The sequence below is a fragment of the Plantactinospora sp. WMMB334 genome (assembly GCF_049179095.1).
Classification (GTDB): domain Bacteria; phylum Actinomycetota; class Actinomycetes; order Mycobacteriales; family Micromonosporaceae; genus Plantactinospora.
Genome location: NZ_JBMHME010000002.1, coordinates 6,775,449 through 6,789,810 on the forward strand (window position 1 = coordinate 6,775,449; position 14,362 = coordinate 6,789,810).

Here is a 14,362-nt window from a genome sequence, read left to right on the forward strand (position 1 = left end):
CAGAAGGGGCGAGCCCGGCTACCGGGCTCGCCCCTCAACCGGTTTGAGAAAGAGGTACAAGAATGACCGATCCCATCGAACGTCACGCGCATCCTCGCGGCACCGAGGAGCCGAGTTACTGGCCCGATCTCGGCCGCCGGTTCCAGCAGATTCAGGCCACGTTGATTCACGGCGACGGCGAGCCGGTGCTCTCCGGGGACGACTTCTACGGCGAAGCTCTGCGACGCCTGCTTACCAGCGACTCCGGCTGGATGACCCGGGCCGAGTACGAGTGGCACCTTCGAGGGCACCACGTCTTCAACGGCTCGGCGGCGGAGACCGCGCGGCGGCAGGCACGCGAAGCGCGAGCACGGTACGCCGTGTCCGCCCGGGCGATCCGCGTCGAGCTGGCCGCCCGGCTGCGTGAGGCCGGGTCAAGCGAGCGGATCGTGCCGAGCCGGTACCGCCGTGACGGTGTGCTCCTCGCCGCCGACTGGATCGACCCCGCGACACCGGCGTCGCCGTATCCCCAGCCCGAGCGGGACCGGGAGGCCATGCCTTCCCGCACCGGGGACTACCGGTGGTCGCGGGTGTTGGAGGCGCTGCGCGCGGCGGGCGAGCAGGACGGTGAGCAGGCCGCCGCCTGGTGGGCGCAGTACACCATCGGCGGCTCCAGCCATGGTGATGTCGCCGCCGTCGCGCGAGCGGTGCTCGGGGGCATCGACGCCTGCGACCCCGCCGTCCTCGACGGCCTGCCCGCCTTCGACCTCGCCGGCTACGACGCCGAGCGGTACCGCATCCAGGCACCCCACGACGCACCGAAGTGGGACGACCTGTCCGACGCCGACCGGGCCGCCGCGATCGACGCCACCCGCGACGGCTTCACCACCGCCGTCGAGGACGGCGTCGCCGCACGGTGCGCGGCCCTGCTCGACATCGACGCCCCTTCCGCCGAGTAAGCCGCTCCGCCTGCCAACCCTGGCGGGCGTGCCCGACCCATCGCCCTCGGCCGTCCGGCCCGAGGGCAGTTTCGTATCTGAGAAGGAGCAGCACGTGAGGAAGCTCTGGTTCGACCTGCGCGAGGCCATCGCGCGGGCCGAGGAAACCATCGCCGGCTACACGGCCGGCACGACGAACGAGCCGCCGGAGCCGTGGCTCGTCCTGGACATCCCCGGCGCGCGGCTGTGGTTTACCGCGGTAAACGCGCCCCACCCCCGCAGCGTCACGATCGCGGCCGTTCACGATGACGGGCCACCGCCCCGCGCGGGGGCGTTGCCGCTGTACCGGCAGCCCTTGACCGAGCCCGACACCGACGGTGAGAACACGCTGGACCAGCTGCGCGCCGCCGCGCGGCAGGGGCACCGATGGCTCGTGGTTGACACATCGGTCCCGCCGCGGCTGCGCACCGCCGCTGCCTACGACACCGACCGGGTCCCGGAGACAGCGGTCTGGACCCCGGCCTGGCTCGCCACAGGTGATCTCGGCCCGTACCCCGGACAGGTCGCCCACGGCTACCAGCACAACGGCTCCGTCATCCCTCGTCTCACCGGCGAAACGGTGCAGCGCATCGCCGCCGACTCCAACGCCCGCCCCTTCAAGTCCCCCGAGCAGGACGCCGACCTGCTGGTGCTCCGCCACCACGACAGCAGCATCGAAATGTTCGTGGTCCGTGTACCCGGCGCGAACAACCTCGGTCACCACAACGAGCCGTTCGTCGTCGAGACGCGGCAGCTCACCGCCGGCCCCGACGGCTGGTACCACCTCACCGCCGGCCGCTGGCCCTGGCGCCACGCCACCCCACCCGCCCTGCCGCCCACACGACGCCAAGGCCAGCGCCACCAGCACGAACCGGACGTCTTCGAGGACAACGGACTGGACGCAAGCAGGTGCACGGTGTGCGGGGCGACCGGCTACGACATCGCCCACCAGGAGTTGCCGTCGATGGCCGGGTACGGCACCGACACCACCACGTCGTGCCGGATCTGCGGCTCCTCGCAGACCTACGCCGAGGAAATCGGCTGGAGCAGCCACCGCACGGTCTGGCCACCAGTCCTCGACCCGTCCCCAACATCGGACGAAGAGGTGACCCGGCCGTGATCGACGACGACTACCTCCCCGGCGAGGGCGACGTCATGCCCGCGACCTGGTGGCGCCTGCCGGAACCCTTCGGCCTCATCAAGCGGGTCCGTAGCAGCCAGATCCCCGGCCACCCGCTGATCGCCTTCGTCGACGAGTTCACCACAATGTTCGCGGTCCGGGTGTGTGCGGGCGGTCGCGAGTAAGTCGAGCAGGTCTTCTTTCGCGTTCCGGGCGGCGAGGATCGGGACGCCGATCTTGACGGGTAGGTTGACGAGGGTGTCGACTAGGCGGTCGACGTGCTTGCCGGACATACGGGCCGCGGAGCGGGTCAGCCGGTTGCGCATCCGCCATTCCGGGTCGGTGCCGCGGCCACGGCGTCCGCGTTGAGTGAGGGTGACTCGGCGGCGGACCTCGGTGACGGCCCGGTCTCGTCATAAAAGTCGAGGGCGCTACGACGCTTCTGACCGAGCCGCACGACGACGCGCGCGGCCGGTTGGCCGGAGGCACCACCGGCCGCATCATCGGACGCCGGCATTTCGGGGCCGGCGTGGACCTGGTTCGGACGCTTCAGGTAGAAAGCGGATCGTCAGAGGTCGAACGCCCCTGCATGGACGCCGTTTACAAATGTCCTCCACGATTCGGCGACGAACGTGAGAACCGGGCCGCCGGCGTCCTTACTGTCACGCATCAGAACCACGCCGTGGGTCAGCAGCAGATTATCGGCGACCTCAATGCACGAGCCGCTATTGTCTGAGCGCCGCGACTTCCGAAAGCGTGCCGACGCCAGTGCGTCCGGGGAGAGCGGACCGTACATCTCAGGCACGAGATAACTCCTTGACTGATTGGTGGATGAGGTCCCTGGACGCGGTTTCGCCAAGGGCACAGTTGCGGATCGCGGTAATGGCCGAGTCGAATCGCTCGATCTCTGCCGCCTTGTTGATGAGTAGGTGACCCATGAAGCCGTCGACGTAGACCGTCGGCGGCTCGGCGCTGTTGGCGAAGCGCAACATAGCGAACGGCCCGGTGACGATGCCTTGGTGCGTTCCGGCCTCGAACGGCACGACGGAGATAGAGACGTTCGACAGCTCGCCGAGTTCGTTGATATGACTGAGCTGACGGGCCATAACATCCGGGCCTGCCGCGTAACGGCGCAGTACGGACTCACCGACGATCCACTCCAGCCGTGTCGGGTCCATCTCACGCCTGAGGATTTCCTGTCGCCGCATGCGGACCTGCACACGCCGCTCGATCTCCGCGTCGTCACGTACACGACCGTCGAAGCCCGGAACGCGCAGCATCTCGCGTGCGTACTCTTCTGTCTGCAACAGTCCGTGAACGCGTTCCGATTCGTAGGCGAAGATCTGCGAGGCAGCCTGCTCCAACCCGATGTAGATACCGAAGTTGGCCGATAGGACATCCGAGTACGGATGGAACCAGCCTTTCACCCTGCTCACCGCAGCCAAGCCCAACAGCGTGCGCCGCTCGTCCTCCGTGGCGCCGTACAGCTCGCACAGAGCCCCGATCTCGATCTGCTTGAGCACAACGCCCGGGAGACCGTGCTCCATCTTGTAGTAGGTCGGCCGGGCCCGCTCGATATGCCCGGCTGCCTGCTCCACTGTGATCAGGCTGCCGTCAGGGTTCCGGGCACGGGCGCGAAGATCGCGGAGCATCCGTCCGATCCGCCGACGGGCGACGGCCGCACCGGCGTGGTCATCCATCAACTTCACGCTGGACTCCTCCCGACGGCGGGGCGTTGCGTTCGTGCGGAACATGTTCAAACACAGATTTAACACTCGCTTCCGCCTGACTGCAACGGTCCGTGACCTGCACGGATACATCACCCGGTTCCGCATCAGCGTAGAGCACGACGCCAAACTTTGAACGTTGTGTTTTTTTCGACGCGATGGTTCACTCAGGAGGTGGCGGTCGTCACACACAGCGGCAGCCCCGATGAAGAACCCCTCCGCAGCCCTACCGGACCCGGCTAGGGGCCACGAGCGCCTGGTTTGGGTTAGCAGGTCACCCCTCCGCCCAAACCCTCATTGGACCTTTCTGACCAGGGAGAACCCATGAGTCTGGTTCTAACGCTCGCAGTCTCCGGCTCCGCTACGCCGGTTGCATCCGGCGAGGTTGCCCAACGACGGACGACACCAGGTTGCAAGGCGCTCTCGACGAAAGAGGAGACAGTATGCCGAAGCCAACCGTCGGGCCGTACGAGCGGCTCCCGGAGGACGTCGAGCCGGCAAGCAGCTACCGCCACGACGACCCGATCTGGGTCCATCGTGCTGGAGCTTGGCGAGTCGGCATGGTTGACACAGCCTCATCACAGGCCGTGATGGTTACATATCAGCCGGCTACGGGCCGCGGTACCGGAGTCGACACCGTCTTACCTCAGTATGTCGCCCGTCGGTCGGAGCCGGCGAAGGTGTTCGAGTCGGCAGCACGGCCGTTACAAGCAGTCGCACAGCAGACACTGGCGACCAGGTCATGCTGCGCCTCGGCATGCGACACACCCACCTGGTCGAGCAGTACTGCCAAGGCGTCACCGACGTGACCGAGCGGGACGAGGTCGCCGCCGACTTCAACGCCTACTACCGGCAGATGGCCGAGCAACACCAAAATGAGGAGGCTCTCGCCGCCAACGTCGTGCTGGTCGCCGCCGCCGGAAACCGGCCCGACGAGGCGTCCGTCGGCTATCCGGCGGCCTACCCCGGAGTGCTCGCGGTCGGTGCCACCGGGCGGGACGGGAAACTCGCGCCGATCAGCGTCACCGGCCGCGCGGTCGGGCTCGTCGCACCCGGAATTTGCATCGCCTCCACCAGCCGGACCGGGGCATACGAGTTGAGCAACGGGACGAGCACCTCCACGGCGATCGTGGCCGGGGCCGCCGCGCTGGTCCGGGCGAAGTTCCCGGACCTTCCCGCCGCCGAGGTGGTGCACCGGCTCACCGCGACCGCCACCGACCGGGGGCGCCCGGGGCCGCGATCCCGAGTACGGGCACAGCGTGCTCGACCTCGTCGCGGCGCTGACCGCCGACGTCGCGCCGGCCGGGCCCAGCCCCAGCACCCAACCAGTACCCACGACGGACGCCACACCAATGGCCGTGGCCGCACCGCCACCCGGCGACGCGTCGACCGGCATCCGGCTCAGCCCCGCCGCCTACGTCGCCGCCGGTCTCTGCCTGCTGGTGACGCTGACCGGCGTCGGCGTACTCGGCGGGGTGCTGGTACGCGCCCGGCTCCGCCGGCCGGTCGCCGACGGGCCGCCAGGTCCCGGGTACCCGTCGCCGCACAACCACGCGCTATCGGAAAGCGAGCGGATCGCATGACGTCAGTGGTGACAGTAGGCCCGATGAACTCCGGACATCGCCACGCCGGCGCCCGGTTGTCAACCCCCGGGTGCCGCGTGGTGAGGCAGCGCCCCGGCCCGGGTGAGGCTGCTGCCGTCGTTGTCGTCACCAAGGTTTCACCGTCGGCCTACGTCCCGTCGCTTCCGACCGGCGGGTAGAAGGGGAAATGCGGCATGGCCAGTAACAACATCAACGGCCCCGGGTTCAGCGGTCCGGGTGACCCGCCGCCGGTGCCCGCCACCGTGGCGGAGGTCTGCGACAACCACTCGGTCGGTGTGGTCATCACTGACTCCCGTGACCGTGTACTGCTGATCACCCGGGCGACGCTTCCGGTCGGCCGGGCGCCGATCGCTGGGCATCGTGACGACCACGGCTCCGTCGAGGACACCGCCCGCGACGAGGTCGCCGAAGAGGTGCAGCTGACGGTCACCAGCCTGGTGAGGGTCGTCGACGGCCGTTGGCGCACCAACGCCTGTCGCCGCCAGCACGGCCCCGAAGGGCTCGGTCACAGGTGGACGATCTTCCTGGCCACAGCGGCAGGCGAGGTCCGACCCGATCCCGCCGCCGCCAGCGACGCAGCCTGGTACACCCGCGCCGAGTTGCGGGTTTTGGCCGGGCGGACGATCGCCTATGCGACCGGCGCGCTGACCGCTCCCCAGTTCGCCGCCAACCCCGGCCTCGAACCGGCCTGGCTGGCGTTCGTCGTCGAACTCGGCCTCATCGACAACGTTGATCCCGCCGACCTGGCCGCGACGGAGATCCTGGCCAGCACCTCCCCGTACACCCTCCCAACCGCGCGTTCCCGGTAGCAGCTGAAGAGCCGAGCCGACCGGACGCAACGAGCTGCCAGCCGGGTCTCGCGGCCTTCAGCGATAACAGATGGACAACGAGTGGATGAGGAAGCGCCTGCCGCGGAGGTCCGGGACCGTCCCTGCCTGCCGACAGAACCGGCCGACTTTCCGGTACTCGCCCAACAACCCCCCACCGAGGACAACATTGATACCACCCTGCCTTGGCGCTGTTCGACTACGAGACCAACGCCTTCGGCTCTTGCTGCCGGATGTCGATGTTCAGAGCGGGGCGCGACCGGATTGGCGCTCGGCGTCGGCTCCCCCGTCGCGACGGACACGCGGGGCACCTCAACCGGTACAAGCCGAGGCGAGGGCGTTCTACGCGATGGCCCACCTCGCCATGACCTGCGTCGCCGATCGGCACGGCGAGGCGAAGCTGTTCGGCTGGTGGTATGCCATGGTCGAGGGCGGCTCACACGAGTACGAGCAGGCGACGCGTACGCATCTCGGGGAAGGCATCACCACGCTGGAGCGCGCCTGCGTTTCCTACATCCATCGGGCGGTGGGCTCGTGATGACCACGCCGCCCGAGCAGCCAGCCGATTCGACCTCGGGTCGCCCGGAACCACCCAGACGGGGTCGCCCCGGCGCGGATCTCGGTCACCGCCCCCCGACCAGCGACGAACACATCACGCGTCCTCCCACGATGCGGCCCGTCCTAGTCTCCGAACCCGGCCCGCTGTGGAAGAAGGTGCTCATCCAGCTGACGCTCCTGGTCACTCTCGCGAACACGGCCGTGGCGTCAGTCCTCGCCGCTGCGGCGTTCCCGATGGCAAGCGCCGTCTGCTCCGTCGACGACGCCGCCCTCATCTGCACCGCTCAAGGGCAGGCTATCGCGGCTGCGGCCCCGTTCTACGGCGGTCTGATCGGCACAGCACTCATCGGCATCGCCGCCTACATCCTGCCCCGGCGATACCGATCCGTGTGGGCCGCGGCCGGCGTCGCCTTGGTCCTTGCCGGTTGGATAGTCGGCTACGGCGTCGCCGCGGGCGGGCCGTGATGTCGGAGCCGCCGCACGCCTGCCACACGGCGGCTCGCCCGCCATCCAAGAGCCCGCTCTCGGGCAGCGCGATGACGCCGGTAGGGCACCACCAGGGGGAGGACTCCGCCGACGTCCTCACCCGACCGATGACCAAGGAACCAGACCAGCAGCCAGCCGAGGCGTTGACAGGACACGCTCACCGCCTCCCCGCAGACCAGCAGCCGCCGACCAGGCGACGCACGGCGACCAACACGCACAGGAGCCCCGTCGATGCCCCTCAACGTCACCTACTCCGATGAGCCGACTCGGATCGCGAAACTCGTCGACGCCTACCTCGCCGGCCAGTCCGGGTCCGTCCTCGGCGACGGCGACGGCCCGCACGCCACTCTGACAGTCGGCGCCGACGTCCGGGACGACTGCGCGGTCTACGACCTGCCCGGCCCGGTCACCCTGGTCGTGGGATCCGACTACGTACGCGGTCCCAAGTTCGTCCTCTACGAGCACGGCCTGCTGACGAACGTCGACATCGGCTACTACCTGGTGGCCGCCAACGTCAGCGACATCGCCGCGATGGGCGCCGCGCCGATCGGCGTCCTCACCGTCGTGCGTTACCCCCACGACCTCGACGACGGCGGATTCCTCGACATCATGGCCGGCATCCACCAGGCCTGCACGGACTTCGGCACCCTCAACGTCGGCGGGGACATCGGCAACGCCGAACGCATCGTGCTGTCGGCGTCGGCGATCGGCCTCTGCCGCACCGGCACGGCGTTGACCCGCCGCGGCGCCCAGCCGGGCGACCAACTCTGCGTCACCGGACCCTGCGGGGTCCTCGGCGCGGCGGTCGCCTACTACCTCAAACGCGTTGCCAACGGATGGAGCCTGCCCGACACCCTCGAAGAGGATCTTCTCGCCGGCTGGCGCCGCCCGCAGGCTCGGGTCGCCGAGGGTCGCCTGCTCTCCACCGGCGGTTACGCCACCGCGTGCCAGGACACGTCCGACGGCCTGAAAGCCACCATCGAACAGCTCGCCGCCGCCAGCGGTGTCGGCTTCGACATCGTCGAAGACAACATCGTGATCCATCCCGCCGTCAGCGCCGTCGCCAAACTCATCGGCTCCGACGATGTAACCCTCGCCATGAGCGCGTCGGCGGACTTCCAGTTGGCCTTCACCGTGCCGGCCGACAGGCTCGACGCCTGCCGAGACGCGTTCGCCCGCGCCGGCCTGGCCTTCGATGTCATCGGCCGCGCCACACCGCCCGAGGCCGGGCTCGCCCTCATCGGCCGCGACGGCGCCCGGCACACCCTGCCCGGCGTCGCCTGGAAACACCAGGCCACCGACGTCGCCGACCTCGTCACCGGCACCACCGCCGTGACGCCGTAACCGTGTCTGGAACGGCTCCGCGCCTGCGGTGGACCCCGACCGCTCCTCGCGGCACCACACGCCGGTCGAATCACCGCACCCGACACCTGTCCCAGAGACAGGTCCTACCCACCGACGTACGCCCAAGGCGGCACGCCGGCCGTTGGCCGCCCGGCGACGCACCAAACATCCCCTGTTGCTCGAATCGTGAAAGGCGCCGCCGTGACCCCGGACGCACCCCCCTCCACCGCCCAGCCCGGGTCGGAACATCCCACCTGGTGTGATCCCGGCGAGTGCACCGCCGCGATCAGCACGCCTCCCCGGCACGCACCGCCCCCCACTCATCGAAGCCGCCGCTACCCCTGCAACCCCGGCCAGGACCGCCGGCCGGTGACACTCGCGGTCCAACTCGTGCAGTTCATCGACGATGATCCTCCCCGGCGCGGCTTCCTTCGCTTGGAACTCGGCGATTCCGACATGCGGCAGTCGTTCTTCGTCGAGGTCGACCAGGCTGGCGCCTTGCACGCCGCGCTCACGGCGGTGCTGGCCTCCACATCACCCGATCCCGTGACAGCGCCAGCTCCGGCACGGCCGGAGCCAGCGGCTCGGACCGGTGACGACGACCATCCTCGGCCCGCCAACGAACCGGGCTCGTGAAGCCTCCGTCCGCCCCGGATCAGAGACGGCAAGGTCCACTCCACCGAGTCAGATTCGCGCGGTCGAAGCCGGCTCGATGGTGACGACCGCGCCGTGGAGCGAGGTCAGGGCGCGGTTCTGGTGTGCGATCGCCTGGCGGAGGGCGTCGGCGGGGCCGGTCTGCCCGGCGGTCGCGGCGGCCCCGGCGAGTTCGGTCATGCAGTCTTCCATCCCGGAGCCGATCCTATTCAGGATGGCGAGCAGGACCGCCGGTTCGTGCAGGGGCACATCGTCGCGGAGCAGGAGAGCCAGGTGTTCCAGTGCCTGTTGTGAGTCGATGGCCAGGTCGACGAGCGTCGGGTCTGCGGCCTGCGGGTGGTCGGCGAGGGGCGCACGGGTGTCTCCGGCAGGTTGAATGAGCGCCACTCCGGCACCTTGTTCGAGCACCACCGACATCGAAGCACCTCGAAGGTCGCGCAGGTCTATGAAAAGATCGGCACCGTGAGTCGGCACCAAAGATGCCGAACGACAGCCGCTGACGACGGCGCCCAGCGCCCGGTGCCGAAAGAACCTGCCGAACTGGTGCCCGATCAAGGTGCCGAAATCACACGGGTTCGTGATGGTGCCATCAGTCCAGGATGGCGACGGATACCTTTGCTGCCCTCGGACCCGCGATCACCGCTTCGACCTGAGCGGCCCCGCCCTGCAGGCCGTTTTTCTGTCCTGCTCATGCCTGCGACCGCTGGGTCACGGTGTTTCGTACGGTACGACTGCGGTCGGGTGAGGCGGTGACGGCCGTTCGGCCGTCACCGCTGCCCTGCCGTCCACCTCGCCGTCGTCCTGTTCACCAGGCGCACGGGCCGGGTGGTGCCGGCAGGCCGGCGGGGCATCCCCTGCCCGGGTCCCCGGCGCCGGGCGGCGCCGCTGGCCTAGTGTGGTGTGGGTGAGCGGCGTCTACGATCCGGACCTGGCCGCGCGCAGTGTGCGCGATCTCGCCGTCGTCACCGACGCCGAACTGGCCGCCGGCATCCGGGCCGCGTACGTCGAGGTGGCTGAGCGGCGGCGGCAGGTGGACGGCCAGCCGCGTGAGCACTGGGAGCGGGCCGCGTACGCGGCGCTGCGCCACGGCAGGGACGCCCTCGCAGCTATGCCGGACGATGTGCCGCCGCCAGTGCTGGTAAAGGCCGTCGGCCCGGTGCTCGGCCAGTGGTGGCCGGCTCAACCCGCAAAGGCGCGGCTAATCGCCGATGCGGTGCAGCGGCTACGCAACGCCGCGAAGATCCGCCAAGCTTGCGGTGGACCGGGAGGCGGGAGATCAGTTCGACGGTGAGCAGCAGCGCGATCGGTGGCCATGCGGCGATGAGTTGGCTGACCAGGTGCGGCAGGGCGTGCAGCACGTTGGCTGCCACGGACGCGGCCACGCCGAGTAGCAGCGTGGCTCGGACTGCCCAGCGGATGCGCTTGAGGCCGCCGATGGTGACCGCTACGGCGAGCGCGGACCTGAACCTCTGTGGCACGGCCGCACAAGCCGCCAACCTTCGACATTCTTCGGCGGCGGGAGGCGTCGCGCCGCAACAGAACCGGCCAACCGACCGGCGTGTTCGTCTACCGTGAGACGGTGACCGAGCCCGGCGGCTCATTCCCCACCATCGACCTGAACGCGCCACCGCCGCCGCGATGACCAGTGTTGCCGATGTCGTCGCGGTACTGGCCGCCGGATTGGAACAGGTCCGCCAGTGCCGCGCCGCGGTGGCTGACGCAGCCCCACCGCTCGCCCGAGCCCACACGCGCCTGGCCGAGACCGGTGTCGGCTCAGCCGACGCGCGCCTCGATGCCGCGTGGAATCTCCTCACCCAAGCCGACGACCGCCTGCACGACGCAGCCACCGCCCTCGCCACGGCCACCGCAGCGGTCACAGACTACGTCGCGACGATCGGCGCGCACCTACCCCACACCGGGACCGCCGAGCCCACAGCCGAGCAGCCCTGGCCCCGGCTGGCCACCTCCGCCACGAACCAGCCGGTGCCCGCCTTCGTGGCCCGGGCCGCCGCCGAACTGCGCACGCTGCTCCCCAAGGGCGCCAAGACGGTCGGCCTACTCACCACACCGGACGGCGGGACGCAAGGCGAACCGATCTGGAGCGGCGCGGACGGCCCCGCCGCCGAAGCCGCCCGGCTGCGCCGCGACTCGCCCCGCCGCTGGCACCAGAACGTCGCGGCGACCCAGCACGTCGAAGGCCACGCCGCCGCGATCATGCGCCGACCCGACGGTCCCCGCCACGCCGTCCTCGTCGTGTCCAAGCGGCCGTGTCCCGGCCCACTGGGCTGCGACCGGCTGCTAACCGGCCTACTCCCGGCCGGTGCGACACTAACCGTGTACGTGACCGGCAAGAACAGCGGTCCACAGCTGTGGAAAACCTACACGGGTACCGGGGAAGGGGTCACGACATGACATACACCGTCACCTGGGGCCTGAACGAAGAGACCGACGACACCCACCACGCCCGGGTCACCGACACCGACGAGCTGGACCACCTGCTGGACACCATCGCCGCCACCCGCGGCGACGGCGGCGCCCCGTTCGCCGTCACGATCCTCGCCGACGACGACCCCGACGCCCACCGGGCGCTCCAGCTCGGAATCGGCCACCCCGACCGGGCGTTCGTCCTCTGCTTCGGCGACGACGGCGGCTACGCCTACGAACCCGACCTGCCCCCCTGGCCCGAACCGATCACATTCGACTACCACGGCGAGGCCACCGAGTACGGACCAGCGCGCACCCGTACCACGCCGGCAGCGGCCCGCGAAGCGGCCCGCGAGTACATCACGGCAGGCCATCCGCCAGCCAGGACCAGCCTCGATCCCGAGGCATGACAACGACACCCCGTCACGCCCGCACCGAGCCGGCCACACCACGCGGTGGAACCCTCCACCGGTCCCGGGTCGAGAGTTCGAGACCTCTCGCGTGGCGCTACCGCCGAGCTGGAGGTCCTGGTCGGCTACGACGATCTCGCAGGCGAGGCCTGCCCCCCAGATCCACCCACCCCTGGAGCAAGGTCCTCGGCCCGAAGCTGCAGCACCCGCCGTCGATGCTGCCGCCAGCATCCATCAAGTTGCTGCCGAACCCATGCCGCAGTTGGTGCGGAGACACCGACCGGGCCAGGCCAGCCCGCCCGCCGGCACAACGCCGCCACCAAGTCATTGACCGCGTCCGGTGTCATCGGCGCGCAGACCGGTTCGCGGAACAGGTTGACCAGCACGAAGTCCGACTACGCCGCCCGAGCCACTGCCAGACGTTCCAACTCGTAATCGTCGAACGCCTGCACCAGCAGGAAGTCCAGCGGCACCGTCTGCTGCCGGCGCGACTTGGCCCACGCCCGGTTGACGTTGTCCCTCCAGACCACATGCAGATGCAGGGCCATTGCGTGTTCGGTGAATAAACGCATGAGCAGGGGTTATGCGGGGTGAGTGACCTCTGTGGAGGCGGTCGGGGCGGGTGAGATCGCCTAGGTGATCATGGGAGTTCTCACGCTTCCAGACACTTCGAGGACCTCACCCGCGATGTCAGCATGCCCGATCCAGGTACTGTCCGCAGTCACCACCCCCACCGTCCCACCGGCCCGTCCGATAACCGAGGGTGAACGTGACGGGTTGCTGCAGGCGCTGTCGGCGGTGCCGGATCCGCGTAGTCCGCGCGGGTTGCGCTACCCCCTGGCTGCGCTGCTGGCGGTTGCGGTGTGCGCGGTGATGAGCGGCGCATCGAGCGTGACCGCGATCAGTGATTGGCTGCACGACCTCGACGACATCGCCCGCGCCCGGCTCGGGTTCGTCCGTGCGGTGCCGGCCACGACCACGATGTGGCGGCTGCTGATCCGGCTGGACGCCGACCTGCTCGCCACGATCCTCGCGGGCTGGCTGCGCACCCGGACCCGGCCGGCCACATCCCGACCGCCGCGGTACCGGCAGGTCATCGCCGTCGACGGCAAAACGGTGCGGGGTGCCCGCCGTGCCGATGGCAGCCAGGTCCATCTGCTGTCCGCGTTGGACACCAGTACCGGAATCGTCCTTGCCCAGGTCACCGTCAACGCGAAGTCCAACGAGATTCCCGCGTTCGCGCCGCTGCTGGACGCCGTCGAACGGGTGCTGGGCAGCCTGCAAGACCTGATCTTCGTTGCGGACGCACTGCACACGCAGGTCGGGCACGCCACCGAGATCGCCCGGCGCGGCGCTCACCTGCTGATCCCCGCCAAGGGCAACCAGCCCAGGTTGTTCGCCCAGCTCAAGGCGCTGCCATGGGCGCAGGTCCCGATCGGGCATCAGACCCGCGACAGTGGCCACGGCCGCCGGGAGACCCGCACTGTCAAAGCCGTCACCGTCACCACTCCCGGCGGGATCGGCTTCTCGCACGCCGCACAGGCCATCCGGATCACCCGGACCCGCACCGCCATCAAAACCGGCACGACCACCCGCGAGACCGCGTACCTCACCATCACCCTGCCCGCCGCCGACGCTCAACCAGTCGATCTGCAGGAGTGGATCCGTCGCGAGTGGCTGATCGAAAACCAGGTGCACCACGTCCGAGATGTCACGTTCCGTGAAGATTCACATCAAGCACGGACCGGCCAGGGACCCGCCGTCATGGCCACCCTGCGTAACACCGCGATCGGGTTCCACAGGACCTGCGGCGAAACCAGCATCGCCCGCGCCACCCGCCGAGCAAGCCACCGCCCACACGACCTCATCACCGCCGTCACCAGCATCAACCCCAGAACGCAATGACCCTGCATGCAGATGCGCCCGCGGCACCTCGCAACCCAGCGGCGTGGAGTCCAGCAGCAGATGCACATCGCTGCGGCGCAGTCCCGCCGCCTCGCCGCGGCGCAGCCCGGCCCGAGCCAACAGCAGCACCACCAGCCGGTCCCGGGCGTTACGGCACGCCCGTAACAAAGCGACGATCTCGGCGTCGCTGGCCCGGTCCACCCTCGTCTCAGGCACCCGTACCCGATGCCGGGCCCGCAGCCGCCACGACATCCCCACCCGCTCGCCCCGCACCGGCGTGGGCAGATCCCGGTCATCGGCCAGCTCGTACACCACCGCCAACAGCCGGCCCGGCGCATGCCCAGCCG

At 69.5% G+C, this 14,362-nt stretch carries 16 protein-coding genes and 2 pseudogenes; 13 read left to right on the plus strand and 5 right to left on the minus strand.

Going from position 1 to position 14,362, the window contains the following annotated elements; translation table 11 throughout:
* Window positions 1-62 precede the first annotated feature (62 nt).
* Window positions 63-938, plus strand: a complete 876-nt coding sequence (locus ACN27G_RS29275) for a hypothetical protein (protein ID WP_421495932.1) — start codon at window positions 63-65, stop codon at window positions 936-938.
* Window positions 939-1,032: 94 nt separating this feature from the next.
* Complete coding sequence (locus tag ACN27G_RS29280) at window positions 1,033-2,076, plus strand: hypothetical protein (RefSeq protein ID WP_421495933.1); 1,044 nt, start codon at window positions 1,033-1,035, stop codon at window positions 2,074-2,076.
* An 86-nt stretch (window positions 2,077-2,162) separates the two neighbouring features.
* Here the strand turns inward: ACN27G_RS29280 and ACN27G_RS29285 are convergent.
* The 3 genes and pseudogenes from ACN27G_RS29285 to ACN27G_RS29295 form a co-directional block, all read right to left on the minus strand.
* A pseudogene (locus tag ACN27G_RS29285) lies at window positions 2,163-2,486 on the minus strand (ISL3 family transposase); the annotation flags it as partial.
* A gap of 158 nt (window positions 2,487-2,644) precedes the next feature.
* A complete protein-coding gene (locus tag ACN27G_RS29290; protein WP_421497498.1) occupies window positions 2,645-2,872 on the minus strand; it encodes a DUF397 domain-containing protein in 228 nt (75 codons plus the stop codon).
* 1 nt (window position 2,873) lies between these two features.
* A complete protein-coding gene (locus tag ACN27G_RS29295; RefSeq protein ID WP_421497499.1) occupies window positions 2,874-3,776 on the minus strand; it encodes a helix-turn-helix domain-containing protein in 903 nt (300 codons plus the stop codon).
* An 883-nt stretch (window positions 3,777-4,659) separates the two neighbouring features.
* Here ACN27G_RS29295 and ACN27G_RS29300 point away from each other — a divergent pair.
* The 7 genes and pseudogenes from ACN27G_RS29300 to ACN27G_RS29330 form a co-directional block, all read left to right on the plus strand.
* Window positions 4,660-4,989: pseudogene (locus ACN27G_RS29300) on the plus strand (S8 family serine peptidase); the annotation flags it as partial.
* Window positions 4,990-5,062: 73 nt separating this feature from the next.
* On the plus strand, window positions 5,063-5,386 hold the full coding sequence (locus ACN27G_RS29305) for a hypothetical protein (protein ID WP_421497629.1): 324 nt from the start codon (window positions 5,063-5,065) through the stop codon (window positions 5,384-5,386).
* 194 nt (window positions 5,387-5,580) lie between these two features.
* A complete protein-coding gene (locus tag ACN27G_RS29310) occupies window positions 5,581-6,216 on the plus strand; it encodes an NUDIX hydrolase (protein ID WP_421495934.1) in 636 nt (211 codons plus the stop codon).
* A 367-nt stretch (window positions 6,217-6,583) separates the two neighbouring features.
* On the plus strand, window positions 6,584-6,772 hold the full coding sequence (locus tag ACN27G_RS29315) for a hypothetical protein (RefSeq protein ID WP_421495935.1): 189 nt from the start codon (window positions 6,584-6,586) through the stop codon (window positions 6,770-6,772).
* A gap of 176 nt (window positions 6,773-6,948) precedes the next feature.
* Window positions 6,949-7,257: a hypothetical protein gene (locus ACN27G_RS29320; protein ID WP_421495936.1), complete on the plus strand. Its 309-nt coding sequence runs from the start codon at window positions 6,949-6,951 to the stop codon at window positions 7,255-7,257.
* A gap of 252 nt (window positions 7,258-7,509) precedes the next feature.
* Window positions 7,510-8,622 (plus strand): thiamine-phosphate kinase, encoded by a 1,113-nt coding sequence (thiL, locus tag ACN27G_RS29325; protein ID WP_421495937.1) that lies wholly within the window; start codon window positions 7,510-7,512, stop codon window positions 8,620-8,622.
* Window positions 8,623-9,012: 390 nt separating this feature from the next.
* Window positions 9,013-9,258 carry a hypothetical protein gene (locus ACN27G_RS29330; RefSeq protein WP_421495938.1) on the plus strand — a complete coding sequence of 82 codons (246 nt, stop codon included), beginning with the start codon at window positions 9,013-9,015 and terminating at the stop codon, window positions 9,256-9,258.
* Window positions 9,259-9,306: 48 nt separating this feature from the next.
* Here the strand turns inward: ACN27G_RS29330 and ACN27G_RS29335 are convergent, their stop codons facing one another.
* Window positions 9,307-9,693, minus strand: a complete 387-nt coding sequence (locus ACN27G_RS29335) for a hypothetical protein (RefSeq protein ID WP_421495939.1) — start codon at window positions 9,691-9,693, stop codon at window positions 9,307-9,309.
* Between the two features lie 487 nt (window positions 9,694-10,180).
* Between ACN27G_RS29335 and ACN27G_RS29340 the strand changes: the two genes are divergently transcribed.
* From ACN27G_RS29340 to ACN27G_RS29350, 3 genes are all read left to right on the plus strand, one after another.
* Window positions 10,181-10,567: a hypothetical protein gene (locus ACN27G_RS29340; RefSeq protein WP_421495940.1), complete on the plus strand. Its 387-nt coding sequence runs from the start codon at window positions 10,181-10,183 to the stop codon at window positions 10,565-10,567.
* Between the two features lie 347 nt (window positions 10,568-10,914).
* Window positions 10,915-11,688 carry a DddA-like double-stranded DNA deaminase toxin gene (locus ACN27G_RS29345; RefSeq protein WP_421495941.1) on the plus strand — a complete coding sequence of 258 codons (774 nt, stop codon included), beginning with the start codon at window positions 10,915-10,917 and terminating at the stop codon, window positions 11,686-11,688.
* The gene (locus ACN27G_RS29350) at window positions 11,685-12,110 is read left to right on the plus strand and encodes an Imm1 family immunity protein (protein WP_421495942.1); all 426 of its coding nucleotides are present in this window, start codon (window positions 11,685-11,687) and stop codon (window positions 12,108-12,110) included. The genes ACN27G_RS29345 and ACN27G_RS29350 overlap by 4 nt, the downstream gene beginning before the upstream one ends.
* A gap of 395 nt (window positions 12,111-12,505) precedes the next feature.
* On the opposite strand, the gene ACN27G_RS29355 is transcribed toward ACN27G_RS29350, so the two are convergent.
* A complete protein-coding gene (locus ACN27G_RS29355; RefSeq protein WP_421495943.1) occupies window positions 12,506-12,682 on the minus strand; it encodes a hypothetical protein in 177 nt (58 codons plus the stop codon).
* A gap of 205 nt (window positions 12,683-12,887) precedes the next feature.
* Between ACN27G_RS29355 and ACN27G_RS29360 the strand changes: the two genes are divergently transcribed.
* Window positions 12,888-14,015, plus strand: a complete 1,128-nt coding sequence (locus ACN27G_RS29360; RefSeq protein ID WP_421495944.1) for an ISAs1 family transposase — start codon at window positions 12,888-12,890, stop codon at window positions 14,013-14,015.
* The last annotated feature ends 347 nt before the right edge of the window (window positions 14,016-14,362 follow it).